Annotated in this window: 14 protein-coding genes and 1 pseudogene; 5 read left to right on the top strand and 10 right to left on the bottom strand. The window is 72.5% G+C overall.

What is annotated here, in order from left to right:
- Positions 1-760 precede the first annotated feature (760 nt).
- The 3 genes from ACFYW3_RS05210 (at position 761) to ACFYW3_RS05200 (ending at position 5,157) form a co-directional block, all read left to right on the top strand.
- Positions 761-1,447 (top strand): DUF4232 domain-containing protein, encoded by a 687-nt coding sequence (locus ACFYW3_RS05210; RefSeq protein WP_389385584.1) that lies wholly within the window; start codon positions 761-763, stop codon positions 1,445-1,447.
- Positions 1,448-1,696: 249 nt separating this feature from the next.
- Positions 1,697-3,091: an MFS transporter gene (locus tag ACFYW3_RS05205; protein ID WP_389385583.1), complete on the top strand. Its 1,395-nt coding sequence runs from the start codon at positions 1,697-1,699 to the stop codon at positions 3,089-3,091.
- A 32-nt stretch (positions 3,092-3,123) separates the two neighbouring features.
- Entirely contained in the window at positions 3,124-5,157 is a 2,034-nt protein-coding gene (locus ACFYW3_RS05200; RefSeq protein ID WP_389385582.1) for a helix-turn-helix domain-containing protein, read from the top strand.
- Positions 5,158-5,215: 58 nt separating this feature from the next.
- Here the strand turns inward: ACFYW3_RS05200 and ACFYW3_RS05195 are convergent, their stop codons facing one another.
- Positions 5,216-7,483 carry a HelD family protein gene (locus ACFYW3_RS05195; protein ID WP_389385581.1) on the bottom strand — a complete coding sequence of 756 codons (2,268 nt, stop codon included), beginning with the start codon at positions 7,481-7,483 and terminating at the stop codon, positions 5,216-5,218.
- A gap of 251 nt (positions 7,484-7,734) precedes the next feature.
- Here ACFYW3_RS05195 and ACFYW3_RS05190 point away from each other — a divergent pair, with 251 nt between their 5' ends.
- Entirely contained in the window at positions 7,735-8,328 is a 594-nt protein-coding gene (locus tag ACFYW3_RS05190) for a GNAT family N-acetyltransferase (protein WP_389385580.1), read from the top strand.
- Between the two features lie 259 nt (positions 8,329-8,587).
- Positions 8,588-9,091 (top strand): hypothetical protein, encoded by a 504-nt coding sequence (locus ACFYW3_RS05185; RefSeq protein WP_351751700.1) that lies wholly within the window; start codon positions 8,588-8,590, stop codon positions 9,089-9,091.
- 158 nt (positions 9,092-9,249) lie between these two features.
- Here ACFYW3_RS05185 and ACFYW3_RS05180 read toward each other — a convergent pair whose 3' ends face one another.
- The 9 genes and pseudogenes from ACFYW3_RS05180 to ACFYW3_RS05140 form a co-directional block, all read right to left on the bottom strand.
- Positions 9,250-10,110, bottom strand: a complete 861-nt coding sequence (locus tag ACFYW3_RS05180) for a hypothetical protein (RefSeq protein WP_389385579.1) — start codon at positions 10,108-10,110, stop codon at positions 9,250-9,252.
- A gap of 148 nt (positions 10,111-10,258) precedes the next feature.
- Positions 10,259-10,831 (bottom strand): isochorismatase family protein, encoded by a 573-nt coding sequence (locus ACFYW3_RS05175; RefSeq protein ID WP_389385634.1) that lies wholly within the window; start codon positions 10,829-10,831, stop codon positions 10,259-10,261.
- A gap of 49 nt (positions 10,832-10,880) precedes the next feature.
- Positions 10,881-11,861, bottom strand: coding sequence for a DJ-1/PfpI family protein (locus ACFYW3_RS05170; protein WP_351751697.1), 981 nt, complete (start codon positions 11,859-11,861; stop codon positions 10,881-10,883).
- Between the two features lie 126 nt (positions 11,862-11,987).
- Positions 11,988-12,605 (bottom strand): HutD family protein, encoded by a 618-nt coding sequence (locus ACFYW3_RS05165; RefSeq protein ID WP_351751695.1) that lies wholly within the window; start codon positions 12,603-12,605, stop codon positions 11,988-11,990.
- A 54-nt stretch (positions 12,606-12,659) separates the two neighbouring features.
- Positions 12,660-14,414: a glycosyl hydrolase family 18 protein gene (locus ACFYW3_RS05160; protein ID WP_389385578.1), complete on the bottom strand. Its 1,755-nt coding sequence runs from the start codon at positions 14,412-14,414 to the stop codon at positions 12,660-12,662.
- 151 nt (positions 14,415-14,565) lie between these two features.
- On the bottom strand, positions 14,566-15,996 hold the full coding sequence (locus tag ACFYW3_RS05155; protein ID WP_389385577.1) for a VWA domain-containing protein: 1,431 nt from the start codon (positions 15,994-15,996) through the stop codon (positions 14,566-14,568).
- A gap of 206 nt (positions 15,997-16,202) precedes the next feature.
- Positions 16,203-16,433 (bottom strand): annotated as a pseudogene (locus tag ACFYW3_RS05150) (SCO5918 family protein); the annotation flags it as partial.
- 56 nt (positions 16,434-16,489) lie between these two features.
- Positions 16,490-16,825 carry a hypothetical protein gene (locus ACFYW3_RS05145; protein WP_389385633.1) on the bottom strand — a complete coding sequence of 112 codons (336 nt, stop codon included), beginning with the start codon at positions 16,823-16,825 and terminating at the stop codon, positions 16,490-16,492.
- Positions 16,826-16,882: 57 nt separating this feature from the next.
- Positions 16,883-18,484 carry a DEAD/DEAH box helicase gene (locus ACFYW3_RS05140; RefSeq protein WP_351751691.1) on the bottom strand — a complete coding sequence of 534 codons (1,602 nt, stop codon included), beginning with the start codon at positions 18,482-18,484 and terminating at the stop codon, positions 16,883-16,885.
- Positions 18,485-18,800: the final 316 nt, after the last annotated feature.

Below are 18,800 nucleotides of genomic sequence, written 5' to 3'. Positions count from 1 at the left end.
CTTCTGTCGGTGACGGGCGGTTCGGGGGGCGGGCGGGTCGGTGACGGTGGGCGGGTCGGGTGACGGTGAGCGGGAAGAGCCGACGGCCGGGGACCGACGGCGACCGGGTCCGGATTCGGGGCGGGTCCGGGCAACAAAAAACGGACCCTCCGTTTCCGGAGGGTCCGTCGCAGCTGGTGCGCACACGGCTTCGCTAGCGAAGCGCCTCCGGGGGTGGGGGCATCATTCGCATCATGGCGAGGGTGGTGGTGTGCTGCATGGACGGGACTGTAGCAGCAGGTGGGAGCGTCGGGGACGACCGTCCACAACGTGAACACTCCGGCTCGGCCGGCGCGCGTGACACCACCGGTGACCACTGCCGGTACGGCCCGGCGCGCCCCGAACCACCGGGGCCGCCACCCTCCGGGAGCCGCGCCGAGTGGCCGCTCGGCCTTCACACTCCGTGACGAATCGCGCTTGAGGAGGGCATGCCACCACCTGGGGTCAAGATCAATCACGTCACGGATCCGTCCCAGCGGGCGGATGGCCGAGAACAGGTCCGAACAGTGGCGGGAACCCTCTTCCCGGCTGGTCGGCGGCGTCCTCCGGCGCGACGAACCGGACGGTCGCGCGCGGCCCCGGCCAGTGCGTGTAACAGGAAGGTATGAGGGAACGGTTGGGCGGAACGGCCCTTCGGCCGGATGGGTCTTGGGTATCAGAGGCGTTCGCTCGTACCGACCCGAGCGGCCGATGCCACCCACCGAGTTCCGAGGAAGCAACGATGCGCGTTCACAAGCTCACCTTCACAGCCCTGGCCGTCGCCGCCGGCCTCTCGCTCACGGCGTGCCAGAACGGCGATGACGGTGCGGCACAAGGCAGCCCGTCGTCCGCGTCCACCGCGACACCGGCCGCGTCCACCCCGCCCTCCTCGGGCGGCGGTTCGAGCTCGGGCGGTTCGGACCAGGGCGGCGGCAAGAGCTCTGCCGGCACGGGCTCCAACGGGAAGGGCACGGCCGCCGGGGCCGGGACCGGCTCCGACAAGGGCAAGACCGACAAGTGCCGCACAGGCGACCTGGAGATCACGGCGATCGACGGCACCGTCGGCGGCGACACCGAAGGCACCGTCGCCGTACAACTGAAGAACCGCGGCGGCAAGGACTGCACGCTCTCCGAGTACGCGGGCGTCGACGTGAAGACGGCCTCGGGTTCCCTGTCCGCGAAGCGCACCGGCGAGCACCCCGGCGCGACCACCCTCAAGAAGGGCGCCGCGGTCTCCTTCGGCGTCACCTACCCGCTCAACGCGTCGGGCGGCTCCGGCGTCCGCGTCACGGGACTGGTCGTGACCCCGCCGGACGAGACGAAGTCGGTCACCCTCGCCTGGCCGGGCGCAGCCACCCTGCCCGTCACGGAGGGCACCGGCTCCCCCGTCAAGGTCGGCCCGATCGGAAGCGCCGGCCAGGGAGGCTGACGAGCGGGGGCGACGACACGAGTCGCCGCGCTGGTGGCGAGCAAGGCCCCGCGTCCGGGGGAACGACGCGGGGCCTTGCTCGCCGCCATGGGCGACGGGGGCACCGGGAGGCGTCGGCTCCGGTGCTGTGGCGTCCGGGCACACAGGAAGGTGCCTGATTGTGATGACCGCCCACATGTACCGCCGACCTGTGGACTCCTACGTTGTGCCGACACGGAACGTCCCCACAGGCCCCTGGAAGTGGTGCACATGGTCTCCCCCGCAACCGCCCCGAAGGCTCCGTCCGGCATCAGACGGATCGTCGCCGCGAGCCTCATCGGGACCACCATCGAGTGGTACGACTTCTTCCTCTACGGAAGCGCCGCCGCCCTCGTCTTCAACAAGCTGTTCTTTCCCACCGCGGACCCGCTGACCGGAACGCTGATCGCGTTCGTCACCTACGCCATCGGTTTCCTCGCGCGCCCCCTCGGCGGGATCGTCTTCGGGCACTTCGGCGACAAGGTCGGGCGCAAGAAGCTGCTCGTGCTGAGCCTGCTCCTGATGGGCGGGGCCACCTTCGCCATGGGGCTGTTGCCCACGTACGGCACGATCGGGGTCGGGGCGCCCGTCCTGCTCACGGTCCTGCGGCTCGTGCAGGGCTTCGCGTTGGGCGGCGAGTGGGGTGGTGCCGTGCTGATCGTCTCCGAGCACGGGGGCGACGAGCACCGCGGTTTCTGGGCATCGTGGCCGCAGTCGGGTGCGCCCGGCGGGAATCTGCTGGCCACCGGGGTACTGGCGCTGCTCGCCTCCGTACAGTCCGAGGCGGCCTTCCTCGCCTGGGGTTGGCGCGTCCCGTTCCTCCTGTCGGGGGTGCTGGTGATCGCCGGCCTGTGGATACGGATCTCGGTCTCCGAGTCGCCGGTCTTCCTCGCCGCGCAGGCGAAGGCGGCGGCCGAGGCGAGGAGGTCCGGCGCGGTCGCGCGGAAGGCGCCCGTGGTCGAGGTGTTCCGCAAGAGTTGGCGCGAGGTGCTCACGGCGATCGGGACCCGGTTCGGCGAGAACATCTCGTACTACGTCCTGACCTCCTTCCTCCTCGTCTACGTGACCACTCACCTCGGGATGTCCAAGGGCACGGCCCTCAACGCCGTGTTGATCGGGTCCGCCGTCCACTTCGTCACCATCCCCGCCTGGGGCGCGCTGTCGGACCGGGTCGGGCGCCGGCCGGTCACGATGATCGGCTCCGTGGGAATGGCCCTGTGGGCGTTCGCCTTCTTCGCCCTGGTGGACTCCCGGTCGTTCCTGGTGATCACGGTGGCGGTGACGGTCGGCCTGCTGCTGCACGGCGCGATGTACGGTCCGCAGGCCGCGTTCATCTCGGAGATGTTCGACACCAAGGTCCGTTATTCCGGCGCCTCGATGGGCTCCCAACTCGCCTCGATCGTGGCGGGGGCACTGGCACCGATCATCGCCGTCGAACTCCTGAAGGACCACGGCTCCTCGCTGCCGGTCTCCGTGTACCTGTGCGCCGCCGCCGTCGTCACCACCTTCACCGTGGCCATCGCCAAGGAGACCCGCGGTCGGGATCTCACGACGCCCGCCGGCGCGACCGCACCCGCCGAGCGACGCCCGACCGCCCGCGTCGGACAGTCCTCCGACATCGCCTGACCGGGGCGAACGCGCGCCCGGGAACTGCCAGCATGAGCCTCGTGAACGACGCGACCCACCACGACGCGCCCGACGGCGGCGCCACCACCCCCGGCGCCCTCGGTTCCCACGCGGCCGGCCCCCACCCGACCGGCCCCGAAGCCACCCGCCCACAGGTCCCCGACTCCAACCCGGCCGCCGCGGCCCTGAGCGGGCTGCTGCGCCTGCTGGCCGAGGGGGCGCCCGCCGAGCACCTGACCACGGCCGCCGCGCGGGCGCGCGACGGGGGCGCCTGCGCGGCGGAGGCGGCCCTCGTGGAGGAGGCCGCCCGGGCCGCGTTGGGCATCCGGCGCACGCTCGACCAACATCGGCGCCGGGAGGCGGAGTTGACGGCGCTGTTCGACACGGCCGGCGACCTGGCGGCCCTGCGTGACCTGGATTCCGTACTGCGGGCGATCGTCCGACGGGCCCGCACCCTGCTGGGTACCGATGTCGCCTACCTGACCCTCAACGACGCGACCGTCGGGGACACGTTCATGCGCGTCACCGACGGTTCGGTGTCGGCCGCCTTCCAGCAGTTGCGGCTCGGCATGGGCGAGGGGCTGGGTGGGCTGGTGGCACAGACGGCCCGTCCCTATGCGAGCAGCGACTACCGCGCCGACGGCCGCTTCCGGCACACGACCGCCATCGACCGCGGTGTCGGCGAGGAGGGGATCCGGGGCATCCTGGGGGTCCCGCTGCGGGTCGGTACACGGGTGATCGGGGTGCTGTACGCGGCGGACCGGGCGGTCCGCGCCTTCGCTCCCGACGCCGTGGCGCTGTTGTCCTCGCTCGCCGACCATGCGGCCGTGGCCATCGACGGCGCCCGGCTGCTGGAGGAGACGCGCGCCGCGCTCGTCGAGCTGAACGAGGCCAACGAGACGGTCCGCGCGCACAGCGAGGCGATGCGGCTGGCCACCGAGACCCACGACCGGCTCACCGAACTGGTGTTGCGCGGCGGCGAGATCGCGGATCTCGCCCGGGAGGTCGCGGCCCTGCTGGGCGGCGGCATCGTCATCCACGACGTCGACGGCACCGAACTCGCGCGGGTCGCCTGCGAACCGATCGCCCCGCCCGTACGGGGTGTCGCGGAGTCCCGCTCGGGCGGCCGGGCCGTCCCGGTGGACGGGACGTGGGTGTGGGCGGTGTTGGCCGGGCCCGAACTCCTCGGCAGCATCGCCCTGACCGGGCGGGCGCCGCTCACCGAGTCCGAGCGGCGGTTGTTCGAGCGCGCCGGTCTGGTCACCGCCCTGCTGTTGCTGCTCCGGCGCTCCATAGCGGAGGCCGAGGACCGGGTGCGCGGCGAACTCCTCGGTGATCTGCTGGCACCGGAGGACGGCGACCGGGCCCGCGATGCCGGGAGCCTGACCCTGCGAGCGCGCAGGCTGGGCCTCGACCTGGCGCGACCCCACTCGGTGCTGGTCCTGCACTGCGAGGAGGCCGTACGGGCGCGGCTGGCCGCCGAGACCGCCCGCCGGGCGCGTTCCCTGCGGGGACTCTCGGGGGCGTACGAGGGACGCGTGGTGCTGGTCGTGCCCGCCGTCGAACCGGGCGACCGGCCCGGCCCGGTCGCCCGGTCCCTGGCCGCCGAACTGGGGCGCGTACTGGAGACCCCGGTCACGGTGGGCGCGGCCGGTCCGGCGGATCGACCGGGTGGGTTGTCGGCCGCCCACGCCGAGGCCCTGCGCTGCGTGGAGGCCCTGCACACGCTCAATCGCACGGGCCACGGCGCCGCCCTGCCCGATCTGGGGTTCCTCGGGGTGCTGCTCGGCGACCGGGCCGACGTGGGCGGGTACGTCGAGCGGGTGCTCGGGCCGGTCATCGCGTACGACCACCGACGCGGCACCGAGCTCGTCCGGACCCTCGACGCCTACTACGCCCACGGCGGGAGCCTGTCCCGGGCGAAGGACGCCCTGCACGTCCACGTGAACACGGTCGTGCAGCGGCTGGAGCGGATCCGCAGACTCCTCGGCGACGACTGGAACTCCCCGGCCTCCGCCCTGGAGCTGCAACTCGCCCTGCGACTCCACGGCTTGTCAAGCCGATGACGACACCCCCGCGCGCCGGCCGGCCCGGCACGGCACGGCCCGATCGACGGAACACCCCCTACGGCGACTCCTCCAGCCCCTCCGGCAGGCGCCCGGTGTGCAGCACCCCCAAGGTCTGGGTGGCGCGGGTGAGGGCCACGTACAGGTCGCTCGGTTGATGGTCCGCGGGCTCCACGACGATCACCGTGTCGAACTCCAGACCCTTGGCCTGGCGGGGCTCCAGCAGCACGACCTCGCAGGTCAGGTCCGGTTCCGCGCCGGCTCGTACGCCGGGCAGTGCGCCCGCGAGCTCCTCGTGCAGCGGGCGCGGGGCGATCACCGCGAGCCGACCCTCGGCGGGCGCGGAGTCGCGCACGGCCTCCGCGACGGCGCCGGGCAGGTCGTCCGTCGCCCGCACCCAGGGGCGCACCCCGGTGGAGCGCACCGACCCGGGCGGTTCGAAGCCGGGGTGTCGGGCCCGGAGCACGGCGGCCGCGAGGTCCATGATCTCCGCGGGTGTGCGGTAGTTGACCGCGAGGCGCACCAGTTCCCAACGGTTCTCGACGTACGGGTCCAGGATCCGTTCCCACGAGCCGCAGCCCGCCTCGTCACCGGTCTGCGCCGGGTCTCCGACGAGGGTCATGGAGCGCGTCGGGCAGCGTCGCATCAGCAGCCGCCAGGCCATCGCGGAGAGTTCCTGCGCCTCGTCCACGATGACGTGCCCGAAGGCCCAGGTGCGGTCGGCGGCGGCCCGCTCGGCCGCGCTGCGGTGGTCGGCCTCCTCGTGCCGCTCCGCCATCCGTTCGGCGTCGATGAGGTCGTGGGCGGCGAGGAACTCGTTCTCGGTGTCCTCGAACTCGTACGACTCCGAACCGAGCGAAAGGTCCAGAACGCCTTGGGCGTAGGCGATGCGTTCCAGTCGCTCGCGTTCCTCGGCGGCACGCCGGGCGCTGTCGTCGAAGCCGAGGAGTTCGGCCGCCTCGTCGAGCAACGGGACGTCCGCCGGCGTCCAGTCGTCCGTGGTGCGGCGGATCAGCTCGACGTCCCGCTCGGGAAGGTGTTCGGGGTCCGCGAGGAACTCGGAGATCAGTCGGAGGGGGGTGAGCGGGGGCCAGAGCGTGTCGATGGCCGCGTGCACCTCGGCGCTGGTCGCGATCTCCTTGCCGAGCTGCGCGACGTCGTCGGGGCCGAGCAGGTTGGGGCCGCCGTACGGATCCGCCCCGAGGCGGTCCGCGAGCTGCTCGGTCAGCGCGTCGATGACCCGGAACGCGAAGTAGGGCCGGGCCAGGTTGTGCGGCAGTCCGGTGGCGCGGGCCCGGTCGCGGGCCTCGTACGCCATGGTGCGGTCGAGCAGCAGCGTCCCGTAGTCGTCGTGGTCGATCTCCAGGGCGGGCTCGGGCACCACGTCGGCGTCCTCGCCCGCACCGGCGGGTACGGACTCCGGCAGCGACTGCCGGTCCGCCACGACCCGGGCGAGGATCTCCGCCATCCGGATGTCGCCCTTGACGGCGGCGGCGCCGGGGCGGTCGGTACCGGTGGCGTGGACGCCGGGGTACAGCTCGCCCGGGGTGGCGAGCAGCACGCCGGTCTCGCCGAGGGAGGGCAGCACTTCCCCGATGTAGCCGAGGAAGGCCGGGTTGGGGCCGACGATGAGGACGCCGCGCTTGGCGAGCGTCTCACGGTGGGCATACAGCAGGTAGGCCGCGCGGTGCAGTGCGACGGCCGTCTTCCCGGTGCCCGGTCCGCCCTCCACCACGAGCACCCCTTGGTGGGAGGAGCGGATGATCCGGTCCTGCTCGGCCTGGATGGTCCGCACGATGTCGTGCATCCGGCCGGTCCGGGCCGCGTCGAGCGCGGCGAGCAGCACGGCGTCCGCGTCGGCTCCCTCGTGGCCGGTGCGCTCGGTGTCGGCGAGGTCGAGGATCTCGTCGTGCAGCGCGACGACCTCCCGGCCCCGGGTGGTGAGGTGCCGGCGCCGACGCAGCCCCATCGGCACGTGCCCGGTCGCGAGGTAGAACGGACGCGCGACATCGGCGCGCCAGTCGAGCACGAGGGGTGTGCGCTCGCTGTCGTCCTGCCGGATTCCGATACGGCCGATGTGGTGGTCCCGGCCGTCGGAGAACTCCAGTCGGCCGAAACAGAGACCGTTCTCCCCCGAGTCCAGAGCGGAAAGCAGACCGGACTGCTCGGCGACCAGCACGTCCCGCTCCAGGCGCGCCTGGAACCCGCTCCCGACGTCGGACAACGCGCCGCTCATCGCGCGTTCGGCCTGGTCACGCAGGTCATCGAGGCGGGTGTAGATCCCGTCGATGAATTGCTGCTCGACACGGAATTCTTCGGTTGACAATTCCACTCCTGACGCGGTACGATGTCCCCGTAAAGCTGTTTCATGTTCATTGACTGCCTCACATGAAACGTCAAATATACCCCCAGACGACAGCTCCGGCCGCCATTCGGCTCGGAGCTTTTTTGCGCTCCCGGAACCAATGGATCGACAGGACCTGGATCGGCAGGACCGTTCACGGGTCGGACCACTCGGCCTATTTTGCACTAGTGCATATATTTGATGTTCCTAGTTCATAGAGCTAAAGTGTCGCCATGTCTGCGAAGATCCCCGCCCCCGTCACCCTGACCGGCCGGCACGTCACCCTCGTTCCCCTGTCGATGGATCACCTCGGCGACCTGTTCGCGGCCGGAGGCGGTGACGACGAGGTCTGGCGCTGGCAAGGAGGCGTGGCGCCGCGCACCGAGGCGGAACTGGGCGCGACGCTCAGCGGACTGCTCGAGGACGCGGAGCGCGGCACCTACTTCCCCTTCGCCGTCATCCACCGCACGAGCGGCAGGGCGATCGGCTGGACGACCTTCATGGACGTCGACGTCGCCCACGAGCGACTGGAGATCGGCTGGACCTGGTACGGGCGCGCCCACTGGCGCTCGGCGGTCAACACCGAGACCAAGCTGCTCCTCATGACCCACGCCTTCGAGGAACTCGGCATGGGGCGAGTCCAGTTGAAGACGGACCACATGAACCTCCGCTCGCAGGCGGCCATCGCCCGACTCGGCGCACAACGTGAGGGCGTACTGCGTCGGCACCGCCGCCGCCCGGACGGCACCTGGCGGGACACCGTCTACTTCTCGCTGCTCGCCGAGGAATGGCCGGACGTCAAGTCTCGCCTCGGGGCCCGCCTCTGACATCACCCGAGGTGCGCGCCACGTCCGGACACCCGGTGCGCGCCACGTCCGGACACCCGGGGCGCGCCACGTCCGGACACCGAGGCCCGGCGCGCCCCGACCGCGAGGGCTCGACGGACGGTCTCCCGCCACAAGGGCGCCATCCGGCCAATTGATTGACATGGGCCTGACATTTCAAGACCCCTGTGGGACGTTCCGAGCGGCGCGGCCCCCACGCCTCGCCGTACACCCCCACAAGGACGTGGCAAAGAGGAGCGACATGAGGAAGATCTCCACATGGCCCCGCGTCACCGCACTGGCCGCCGCGCTGGTTCTCGGCGGCTCGACCACCGCACTGGCCCTGGGACCCACCGCCGATCAGCGGGTCGACGGGGTGATGGTCGTGGCGGGCAACACCTGCGCCTGGACCAACGCCCGCACCAGCGCCAGTCCCCCGAGCACCCTGACCGTCGACCGCACCACCGTCAACGCCCCCGGCGGCAACCTGGCCTGCGGCGGCGGGATCACCGCCTCCCTCAACAACAACCCTTCGTTCACCTTCGACGACGCGGCCGCGCTCGCGAAGACCGACGCCATCGACATCACCGGCAAACAGAGCTTCATCTCCTGTCGCTACAAGGCGACGAACATCGTGTGGAACCGTGACGGGTCCACACGGAAGTACGTCAACCAGGCCTTCACCGCGACCAAGACCTCGGGAAGCTTCCTCTGCCCGGGCTCCGTCACCACCCCGGCCGGGGACGCGTCCATGCTGTTCCACTGACCCCGACCAGGCCCGTCTCGCCCCGCGAGGGCGAGACGCGCCGCCGACACCGGTTCGGCTTCGGGACGTCCGCCGGCGCGTCCCCCCACGAGAGCGCCCCACGGGGCGCGTGGCCGACGGCCCGCTCCCCGGCCGCTCGCGAGGACCGGCGACGGCGCTCAGCCCGCGTCCCGGATCCTGCCGTACCGCCGGTCCAGACCGCGGCCCCACGCCACGCAGGCGACCATGACCGCCGTCCCGCCGATGACGAAGAGGGCGGGGTCGGGCCGGTGACCCATGGCGGCGCGCCGCTCCTCGTACGTGGTGGCGGCGCCGAACCCGACGCAGGTGTCCCCCGGAGTCATGGTCCGCCCGCCGCAGGTGGGCCGGTCCCAGGCGCCGGCGAGCAGTCCGACCACGCCCAGGACGGCGGTCACGCATCCGAAGAGGCCCACGAGGGCGAGCGCGACGAGACCCGCGCCCGTGCGCGAAGTCCGAGCCGGGGCGGACATCGGGGAGGTGACCGGTCCCGAGGAGCCGGCAGGTGCGGAGGTCGAATCGGCGGCCGGGCACGTGTCCGGGTCTGCCCGACGGGCGGCCGGCAGGCAGCCGCGCAGCCAGGGCACGTCGAGGTGGGTGTCCTCCAGGCGTACGCCCTCGGCGGTGATCTCCTCCAGCGTGCCGTCGCGCCGGTACGAGGAGACGCGCAGTCCCGAGAGGCCCTCGCCCGGCCAGACCGCCGCGGCGACGACCAGTCGGCCGGTGTCCTGGCCGCCGGTTCCGCGCGGGGCCGGCGACTCGTGCACGTACACCGCGCATTCGGCCCCGACCCCCGCGAGCAGATCGCGCAGCGTGTCCGACGCGCCGATGTCGGGGAACGTTCCCACGGGCGCCACGTCGGGAGGACGGTGTGCCCGGATCCTGCCGGGCAGTGCGCCGTGCCGGCGCATCGTGGCGCACGCCTCGCGGAAGGCTTCCCACAGGACGCGTTCGAGGTACTCGTCGGGTTCCGGCGGAGGGCCGGACTCGTCACCGGTCATGGTGTGAGTCTGGCCCTCGGACCGGTGGACCGAAAGGAGAATCCCCTGACCGATACCTCGATCAACACCCCCGACATGGGTGCGATTTCACCCCGCGCCACACCCGCGCGCGGTCACCCGTGCGACGGAGCCGGCGCGGGTGGGGCCGTCAGGCGGTGAGGTGCGCGGCCGTGGGGACGACGACGCCGAAGAGGTCGGCGATGGTGGTGAGGCTCGCCGTCTGGAGGGTGGCGGCCGGTACCGGGGTTCCGTCGGGCCCGGGCAGTGGGCGGGTGGCGGTCGCCTCGGCGACCACGGTGGGCCGGTAGCCCAGGTTGAAGGCCCCCTGGGCGGTGAAGGTGACGCACATGTGGGTCATGAACCCGGCCAGGACCAGGTCCTGGCCGGCTCCCAGTTCCGTCAGGGTCTTCTCCAGTTCCGTGGCGTGGAAGGAGTTCGGGAACTGCTTGACCACGACCGGTTCGCCGTCGCGGGGGGCGACCTCGGCGCTGATGGCCCCGATCTCGGCGCGAATGTCGTACGGGGTGCCCTCGCCGCCGTCGTTGATGATGTGGATCACCGGCGCTCCGGCGGCCCGGGCGGCGGCGAGCAGGCGACCGGCCGCCTCCAGGGCGGGCTCGGCACCCTCGAGGGCCATCACGCCGGTGCGGTAGGTGTTCTGGAAGTCGATCATGAGCAGGGTGGAGTCCGCGAGGCGGGCGGGCGTGTTGTCGAGGCCCATGACCTGGCGCAGGGTGCTGGAGGTGTTCACGGTGAGTGGAGTCCTTCGGTCAGTCAGTGGTGCGGAATCGGCGGCGGTATGCGGCCGGGGTGGTCGCGAGCTGTTTGCGGAAGGCGCGGTGGAGGGTTTCCACCGAACCGAGACCGGCCGCCGTGGCGACCTGTTCCAGGGCGTCGTCGGTGGTTTCGAGGAGCCGCCGGGCGGCTTCGACCCGTACCGCCTCGACGTAGGCGGCGGGGCTGGTGCCCGTCTCCTTGCGGAAGACGCGGGCGAAGTGGCGCTCGCTCATGCACATGCGGGCCGCGAGCGCGGCCGCCGACAGGTCCGCGTCCACGTGTTCGGTGACGTGGGCCCGCAGTTCGTCGATGTCCCTGCGGGTGGCGGCCGGACGGCTGAGGGGAACGCTGAACTGGCTTTGTCCTCCTTGTCGCTTGAGGTACATCACCAGCTGTCGGGCGACGCCCAGGGCCAGTTCCTCCCCGTGGTCCTCGGCCACCAGGGCCAGCGTCAGGTCCATGCAGGCGCTGATGCCGGCCCCGGTCCACAGTCGGCCCGAGCGGACGAAGATGGGGTCCGCGTCCACCTCCACCCGGGGGTGTTCCGAGGCCAGTTGGGCGGCCGTGGACCAGTGTGTGGTGGCCCGGTGGCCGTCGAGCAGACCGGCCGCCGCGAGGAGGTGGGCGCCCACGCAGACCGATGCCACGCGGCGGGCGTGCGGCGCGGTGGCGGCGATCCACTCCACCACTTCCGGGTCGACGAGCGCGACGGGGCCCTCCTCGCCCGGAAAGACGGCGCCGGGGACGAGCAGCGTGTCCACGGCGGCGCCGACCTCCGCGAACGCCAGGTCAGGGACCAGGCGGACGCCGGCGGAGGTGGTCACCTGACCGCCTCCGGGGGCGGCCAGTCGCACCTCGTAGAGGCGACGGCCGGCCACCCGGTTGGCGAGGGCGAAGACCTCGGCGGGGCCGGTGACATCGAGAAGGTCGACATCGGTGAAGACCGCGATGACGACCCGGTGGGGCGTGGGCATGCGTCCATCGTCGTCGCCCTCCGGGATGGCCGCAATGACGGTTGTCTGTCACATCCGGCCATGGCCCGGGCGCGTACGGCCCGATCGGCCTGCCCGGTCGGCCCGGTCGGCCCGGTCGGCCCCGGGTCAGGAGGAACGCGGCCCCAGCCGCGCCACGGCGGCGCGTCCGGACGTCCGTACCCGGCGGACGTCCGGGCCGGTCAGCAGGGCGGCGTCATAGCGATCCAGTGCGGTGGCGCTTCCCGGTGTCGGCCCGTCGATCACCGCGGGCCCCTCCAGCGCGACCACGAGCAGGGTCTCGCCGGGCTCCGGCGCGAGGGTCTGTTCGCCGGTCGTGACGCGGACCTCGGCGGTCGTCTCTTCCCGGCGGTACATCACGTTGAAGTTGACGACCGGTCCGTCCAGGAGACGGCAGTCGGTGGGCCGGTCGCCGGGGAAGTGCCGGGGTGCGAAGCGTCGGTCCAGGAGGCTGCGCTCGCCCGCGATGGTCAGGTCCATGCCCGCGCCCTCGGCGACGGTGAGGATCCGGTCGACGCCTGGGAAGGCCGAGAAGGGGCCGTCCGCGGTGACGTCGGCGAGGCTGACCCGCCACCCGAAGTCGTCCATGTCCGCGCCGTGCGGCCAGACCGCGATCTCCCGCGTGACTCCCCCGCCGTTCTTCCACGGCGCCGCCGGCCGCTCGGCCGCCCGGTGGATCCGCGTCGTTCCCCCGCCGGTCGCACCACTGCCCGTACCGCTGGTCATGCTGCCGCCCTTCCGGGCCCGGGTGCTCCCCCGGGCCCGGCCGAGCCTAACGCTCTAGTTGACGGAGAGGTCGTCGCCGTACACCGGGCCCTGCCCGTACCAGCCGTGCAGGTAGACGGTCACGGTGCCGGAGGCGCCGGTCGTGAAGGGGACGGTCAACTTGGACCACCCGGTGGAGCCGGTCCACGCGCTGCCGGTGGCCCCGCCGCGTACGCCCAGGTAGGCGTAGCCGCCCTGGACCCACCCGCCGAGCGTGTAAGCGGTGTTCGGCGCGAGGGTGAGGGTCTGCGCGCATTCCCCCGTCTGTCCGGCGGTGGGCGAGGCCTTCAGGGCGTACGAGCCGCCGTGCGCGGGGGCGGTGACGACCGCCCCGCCGCTCTGGCAGCTCCACGGCGCGAGCGTTCCGCTCTCGAAGCCGCCGTTGACCAGCGCCCCCGCGCCGCCGCCCGGGCCCGACACCGTGAGGGTGAAGGGGGCCGAGCGGGTGAGTCCGCCGCCGGTCCCGGTGACGGTCAGGGGGTACGTTCCGGGGGTCGCGGTGCCGGCGGCGGTGACCGTCAGCGCGGCGGATCCGCCCGTGGTGACGGAGCCCGGGGCGAGGGTGGCGCTCACCCCGGCGGGCGTTCCGGTGACCGTCAGCGCGAGGGGCCGCGCGGTTCCCGAGGTGAGGGTCGTGGCGACGGTCGCGGTGGTCGTGCCGCCGGGGGCGACCGAGGCCGAGCCGGGGGTCACCGCGACGGAGAAGTCGTCGACGACCGGGCCGCCGCCGCCGGTGAACGGGGCGAAGGTGTGGCTGAAGTACCAGGGGTCCTGGACGATGCCGGAGCAGGTGTCGGAGCCGCCGGTCCCGGGGCAGCCGCCGTTGTCGCGCTGGAGCGCCCAGAAGGAGAGGGTGTTGAGGCCCTTCGCGGTGGCCCAGTCCTGGACGACCTTCGCGTCGGCGGTGGTGAAGGTCTCGGCGGGGCCGTAGTCGTCGATGCCCGGCATCTCGGTGACGCCGATCATGCCCCAGAGCTGGGCGGGGGTCTTGGTCGGGTACAGGGTGGCGAGTTGGCCCTGGAGGCCGGTGGCGGCGGTCTTGGTGTCCTCGGCCATGGCGTGGGCGGCGCCGTCGTAGTAGTCGAAGGTCATCAGGTTGACCACGTCGACCCGGGCGCCGGCGGTCTTGGCGCTCTTGAGCACGGCCAGGCCGCTGCTCGCCAGGCCGCTCGTGGTGGTGGGCAGGGTGTACGAGACCTGCAGGGGGCGGCCGTTGGCGGCGGCCCAGTCCTGGAGTTTCCTGATCGCCCGGTTGCGGCGGTCGATGCCGGCCTTGTCGGTCAACGAGTTGTCCTCGATGTCCATGTCCAGGCGGGAGACGTCGTAGGTCGTGACGACCTTCTGATAGGCGGCGGCGATCGCGTCCACGTCCGTGCAACTGTCGGCGATCTCGGTTCCGCCGTTGTCGGCCGCGTATCCGCCGAAGGAGGGGATCACGTCTCCGCCGCGGGAGCGGATCGTGGCGAAGTCGGCGCCGAAGACGGAGCCCGATATCGGGCTGCCCGTGTCGCCGTTCCAGTACGGCGTGCAGGATCCCTTGGCCTCGGTCTGGACGAAGGCCATGGTCAGGTACGTGGCGCCGGATTTGAGGGCGAGGTCAGCGGGGCTGTCGGAGGAGTACGCCTCGAAGTACGGGGCGAAGACGTGCGCGGGCAGCGGGGTCGCGGCGTGGGCGGTGCCGTCGACCACCCCGACCACGAGTCCGGCGGAGGCCACCAGGGTGGTCAGGGCGGCGAGTAAGGAGTGGACGGGCTTGGAACGACGTCTCATCGATGCTCCCGGTGGGGCGCGAGCGAACGGGCGGACGCCTCATGATTGGTCTGGACCAACACCGGGTCAAGGGTCCAGACCATTTCTTGAACCGGACAACACACTTGGCGGCGAAGGGCGCACACGCGCCGGCCGGCCCGGTCCGAACCGGTCAGCGCAGGATGCCCGCCTGTCCGGCGGCCCGGATCCACGACGGGAACTCCGACAACAACCTGTCGTACAGCTCGGCGTCCGAGATCGCGTCGATGTCGTCCACCGCGAAGAACCCGACGTTGTCGACCCGCCGGCCGGGCATGTCGTCGAAGCGTTCCAGCACGCCGAAACCGGCCCGGCCCAGGCCGACGAACTGCCAGAACACCGGCTCCTCGACGGCAGCGCGCAGTTCCTGTTCGATCTCGTTGTTCCGGTACACGCCGCCGTCCGAGAAGAAGAGCACGAGGGTGGGCACGGGCACCGCGGTGGCGCGCACGTAGGCGCGCACCTCCGCGATGACCTTCTGCTCCTCGTTCTGGAACCCGACGGCGCGCATGTCGACCTGCCCGCCGGTCAGGCCCTTCGGGGGCTTCTTGCGGCCGAACAGGCTCATCTGGCCCACGCGGACGTGCAGACGGATCCACTCCGGGAGTTCACCGATGGTCAGGTCGGGCAGCCGTGCGGGGTTGGTGGCGAAGGTCCACGCCTGCATCTCGCCGTCGTCGTCGAGCTGCGCGGCGACGGCGGCCATCCGCTCCACGACACCGGCCACCGTGCCGCGCGAGTAGAGCGTGGACATCGAACCGGACGCGTCGAGGACGAGGATGACGCGGGCGGTCACTCCCGCCGCTCCGTGCTTCGTCAGACTCACGGCGACCTGCCGCTTGCGCAGCGACAGGCGCCCCCGCATCTCGACGGGGAGCCGCTCCTCCCCCTTGATCAACCGGACGGCGGGCGCGGCGTTGGAGGCCTGTACGGAAGCGGGGGCGGGGGCCGGCGCGGGCACCGGGGTGAAGGCGGGCGTGGGCGGCACCGTCGACGGGGGCACCGGGGTCGACGGGGTTACCGGGGTCGGGGCGGCTACCGGGGTCGGGGCGTCGTCCACCGTGATGCCGTAGTCGGTCGCCAGCCCCGCCAGGCCGCTCGCGTATCCCTGACCCACGGCCCGGAACTTCCACGCGCCCGCCCGCCGGTAGAGCTCGCCGCTCACGTACGCGGTCTCCGTGTCCGCCGTCATGTCGAACCGGGCCAACTCCGCGCCGGACACGGCGTCGAGCAACCGCAGGTGGAGCCCGGGCACCTGCCCGAAACTGCCCCCGTCGGCGGACGCGCACAGCACGACGCGCTCGATCGCCGGCTCCAGCGCCGCCAGGTCCACCCGGAGGGAGTCGGCGCCGGGCTGCTTGCCCAGGTGCCGCACGGCGTCCGAGGAGTGGCGCGGCTGGTTGTAGAAGACGAAGTCGCCGTCGGAGCGCACCCGTCCGTCACCGGTCAGCAGCAGGGCGGACGCGTCCACGTCCGGGACCCCGGGACCGGCCGACCAGCAGAGCACGGCCCTGACGGACGACGCCGGGACCGGCAGGTTGGCGCCTTTGCTCAGTGATGTCACAGCGGACAGTCTGCCCGCCGCTCCGGCGGTCCCGGAAGTACGTGCCCCCGGCGAGGCTCCCGGGTCGGGGGCGGCGGGTGGTGTGGGGAGGGGAGAAGCGGTCCGGCGTGCGTGTCGGCCCCCCACGTCGGACCGGCCAGGAGACGACGATGTCCCGGACCCGGCTCGATGCCGGACCCGGGACACCCGAGGATCTAAGCCGTCTCCACCGTGCGGCACACGAAGCCCAGGCGGGTCAGCGCGCGGGTCACCTCGCCCGCCGTGAAGTCGCGACGGTCCTGGCGGGTGATCACCTCACCGACCTGCTTGACCGGGTACGTACGGCGGCCGATGATCACTGATTCCCCGGTGACGGGTTCGGCCTTGATCCCCTTCATGGACTCCAGGACCTCGGCCTTGGTGAGCTCGAAGGGGAAACGGGCGATGACGCAACGCATGATGCCTCCGCGGGGGACGGGAAGGTGAACGCCGGACCGGACGGCCGCGAAGGCGGTCAGGACGTGAGGGCGAGGACGCCCAGGGTGTAACCGTGCTCGTCGACCACCGGGGACACTTCCAGGACACGCCCGCGCATGGCGGTGCGGGCCTCTCCCACCCCGACCGAGGACTCCGTGAAGGGTCCCCGGTCGAGCGGGATGTCGCGCAGGCGGGTGGGGGCCGCGCCCCAGGATCCGCCCCGGTGCGCGTCGAGCTGGGCCCGGGTGACCAGACCCGAGCACCGGCCCTCGTCGTCCTGGAGGACCAGGTGTTCCGCCCGGGCGCTGATCAGCACCGAGCGGGCCACGTCGACGGGCATGTCGTCGCCGACCCGGGGCCCGAGGTCGCCCATGGCGTCCCGGGCCGTCAGGCCGGTTCCGTCGCCCGGTCGGGCAAGGGTGCGCACGCGTTACGCCGCGCTGTCGTACGAGCGTCGCCGGGCCTGCGCCGGGCGGCTGCGCCGGCCGCGGGTGGAGGCGGCACTGCGCGTACGCCGCTCCGTGACCGGTGCCGTGATGGTGACGGGCACGCCGGAGGGGGCCTGTGCACCGGTGATGCGGTTCAGCTCGGCCTCGCCGGAGCGGACCTGGGTGGTCTGCGGGGTGATCCCGGCGGCGGCCATCAGGCGCACCATCTCGCGGCGCTGGTTCGGCAGGACCAGGGTGACGACGCTGCCGGACTCGCCGGCGCGCGCGGTGCGACCACCGCGGTGCAGGTAGTCCTTGTGGTCGGTCGGCGGGTCGACGTTCACGACCAGGTCGAGGTTGTCGACGTGGATGCCCCGGGCGGCGACGTTCGTGGCGACCAGCACGGTCACGTGGCCCGTCTTGAACTGCGCCAGCGTGCGCGTGCGCTGCGGCTGCGACTTCCCGCCGTGCAGCGCCGCGGCGCGCACCCCGCTGTTGAGCAGGTCCTGCGTGAGGCGGTCCACCGCGTGCTTGGTGTCCAGGAACATGATCACGCGGCCGTCGCGGGCGGCGATCTCGGTCGTGGCGGCCTGCTTGTCGTGGCCCTGGACGTGCAGCACGTGGTGCTCCATCGTCGTCACGGCACCGGCCGACGGGTCCACCGAGTGGACGACCGGGTCGGTGAGGTACCGGCGCACGAGCAGGTCCACGTTGCGGTCCAGGGTCGCCGAGAACAGCATCCGCTGCCCCTCGGGACGCACCTGGTCCAGCAGGGCGGTGACCTGCGGCATGAAGCCCATGTCGGCCATCTGGTCGGCCTCGTCGAGGACGGTGATGGCGACCTGGTTGAGCCTGCAGTCGCCGCGCTGGATGAGGTCCTTCAGCCGGCCGGGCGTCGCGACGACGACCTCGGCCCCGCCGCGCAGCGCGCCGGCCTGACGGCCGATGGACATGCCGCCGACCACGGTGGCCATCCGCAGGCGCATCGCCTTGGCGTACGGCGTCAGCGCGTCGGTGACCTGCTGCGCGAGTTCGCGCGTCGGTACGAGGATCAGCGCGAGCGGCTGTCCCGGCTCGGCGCGCTGACCGGCGGTGCGGGCCAGCAGGGCCAGGCCGAAGGCCAGCGTCTTGCCGGAGCCGGTGCGGCCGCGGCCCAGGACGTCGCGGCCCGCGAGCGTGTTGGGCAGGGTGGCGCCCTGGATCGGGAACGGTACCGAGACGCCCTGGGCGCCGAGTGCCGCGAGCAGCGCCTCGGGCATGTCCAGGTCGGCGAAGGCCTCGACCGCGGGCAGCGCCGGGGTCAACGTCACGGGAAGGGCGAATTCGCCCTGCGGGGCGGCGGAGCGGCGGCCGTAGCCGCCGGAGCGGTTCCCCCCGCCGGAGCGGGAGCCGCCGCCGGAGCGGCTGGGCGCGGAGGAGCCGAAGCGGCTGCCGCGGCTGCCGCCGGAGGACCCGTAGGAGCCGCCGGAAGAGCCGTAGGAGCTGCCGGAGCCGGACGATCCGTACGAGCTGCCGGAAGAGCCGTAGGAGCCGGACGAGCCACCGGAGGAGGCCCCCGTGCGGGAGCGGGACGAGCGGTCGTTGGTGCGAGCTGCGCGGTTCATGCAGAACCTTCCTCGATGCGGCGCGTATCGAGGAATTCCTGGCATTGGCGTGAGCCGCAGCGGATTCGCAAGAACGAGCCGAAGAAATGACACAACAGGGCCGAGCCGAACACGCGGAGCGGAACGGAACGGTTCACTGCTGAAAGGGGCGTCACCCTGCCCGGCGGCCGTGGCACAGGCCGGGCATCGGGGGCGACGGCCGGGCGGACTTCCACCCGGGCGGGTCGTGGGCGCTCCGGCAGACGATGCTGCCGCGCCGCTCACGCGGGCCGTGACGGCCGGCGGAGCTGGGAAAAAGCAACGAGCTGGGGCCCGC

The sequence above is a fragment of the Streptomyces sp. NPDC002602 genome, assembly GCF_042889445.1.
Classification (GTDB): domain Bacteria; phylum Actinomycetota; class Actinomycetes; order Streptomycetales; family Streptomycetaceae; genus Streptomyces.
This window is presented reverse-complemented; position numbering and strand designations above follow the sequence as displayed.

Excerpts from the sequence above, each read along its gene's own strand:
- ACFYW3_RS05180 (WP_389385579.1), bottom strand. The coding sequence starts at position 10,110 with ATGACCGGTGACGAGTCCGGCCCTCCGCCGGAACCCGACGAGTACCTC.
- ACFYW3_RS05185 (WP_351751700.1), top strand. The coding sequence starts at position 8,588 with ATGAGGAAGATCTCCACATGGCCCCGCGTCACCGCACTGGCCGCCGCG.
- ACFYW3_RS05140 (WP_351751691.1), bottom strand. The coding sequence starts at position 18,484 with ATGAACCGCGCAGCTCGCACCAACGACCGCTCGTCCCGCTCCCGCACG.
- ACFYW3_RS05165 (WP_351751695.1), bottom strand. The coding sequence starts at position 12,605 with ATGACCAGCGGTACGGGCAGTGGTGCGACCGGCGGGGGAACGACGCGG.
- ACFYW3_RS05200 (WP_389385582.1), top strand. The coding sequence starts at position 3,124 with ATGAGCCTCGTGAACGACGCGACCCACCACGACGCGCCCGACGGCGGC.
- ACFYW3_RS05190 (WP_389385580.1), top strand. The coding sequence starts at position 7,735 with ATGTCTGCGAAGATCCCCGCCCCCGTCACCCTGACCGGCCGGCACGTC.
- ACFYW3_RS05170 (WP_351751697.1), bottom strand. The coding sequence starts at position 11,861 with ATGCCCACGCCCCACCGGGTCGTCATCGCGGTCTTCACCGATGTCGAC.
- ACFYW3_RS05160 (WP_389385578.1), bottom strand. The coding sequence starts at position 14,414 with ATGAGACGTCGTTCCAAGCCCGTCCACTCCTTACTCGCCGCCCTGACC.
- ACFYW3_RS05145 (WP_389385633.1), bottom strand. The coding sequence starts at position 16,825 with ATGGGCGACCTCGGGCCCCGGGTCGGCGACGACATGCCCGTCGACGTG.
- ACFYW3_RS05210 (WP_389385584.1), top strand. The coding sequence starts at position 761 with ATGCGCGTTCACAAGCTCACCTTCACAGCCCTGGCCGTCGCCGCCGGC.
- ACFYW3_RS05175 (WP_389385634.1), bottom strand. The coding sequence starts at position 10,831 with ATGGGCCTCGACAACACGCCCGCCCGCCTCGCGGACTCCACCCTGCTC.
- ACFYW3_RS05205 (WP_389385583.1), top strand. The coding sequence starts at position 1,697 with ATGGTCTCCCCCGCAACCGCCCCGAAGGCTCCGTCCGGCATCAGACGG.